Origin of the sequence: Pseudoalteromonas luteoviolacea (assembly GCF_001696455.1) — a bacterium.
In the GTDB taxonomy this organism is placed as follows: Bacteria; Pseudomonadota; Gammaproteobacteria; order Enterobacterales; family Alteromonadaceae; genus Pseudoalteromonas; species Pseudoalteromonas luteoviolacea_C.
In genome coordinates, this window is record NZ_MAUJ01000044.1 from 1 (window position 1) to 674 (window position 674).

Below are 674 nucleotides of genomic sequence, written 5' to 3' on the forward strand. Positions count from 1 at the left end.
GTGTACTTCAAAGTGAAGTCATTAAATGCACGCGGTCTTGTAACGGGCTACCTAAAAGGGTTGCAATCCATGGCCGTGGGTTATGACGACAATGGCATGGTCTCGTCGATTAAAGCAGTCGATAAAGACTATATTCAAAATGATAGCTATCGTTTTGATGGGCTTGGTAACTTACTGAGTCGCTCACAAGCGTCGATGCAGACACGCCACTATCAGTATGATGACCTCAACCGAATAACGACCATCAATGACAGGGTGCTATTTAGCTACGATGACAATGGCAACTTAAAAACCAAAAGCGATTACACGTTTATTAAGCAACATACATGTGATGGTTTAGGTCAAGATGAGTTGTTGGTCAATCACACTTGGACGAACAATTACGCAGCGCAAGGTAACCCGCTTCATGCGTTAACGTCGCGTACGGTTGAACAAGTGGACAACACCAGCCATGCATGTGTGAGTCAGCAGCTACCAGCGCCAAAAACCGAGCGTTTTGACTACGATAAAAATGGTAATGAAGTGGCCTTATACCAAGGAGGAAGCTCGTCCGCTTACAGAAAAATCGTGTATTCCGGTCGCAATAAAGCGGTTGAAATGCAAGGCAATGGCGAAACGGTTTACTTTGCCTATGATGCGAACAATCGTCGTTACAAACGCGAAGATGCCACGCA

At 45.3% G+C, this 674-nt stretch carries 1 protein-coding gene; it reads left to right on the forward strand.

Annotation, left to right across the window (positions count from 1 at the left end):
• A partial coding sequence (locus A7985_RS25410) for an RHS repeat protein (RefSeq protein ID WP_141685456.1) occupies positions 1–674 on the forward strand: 674 nt, incomplete at both ends.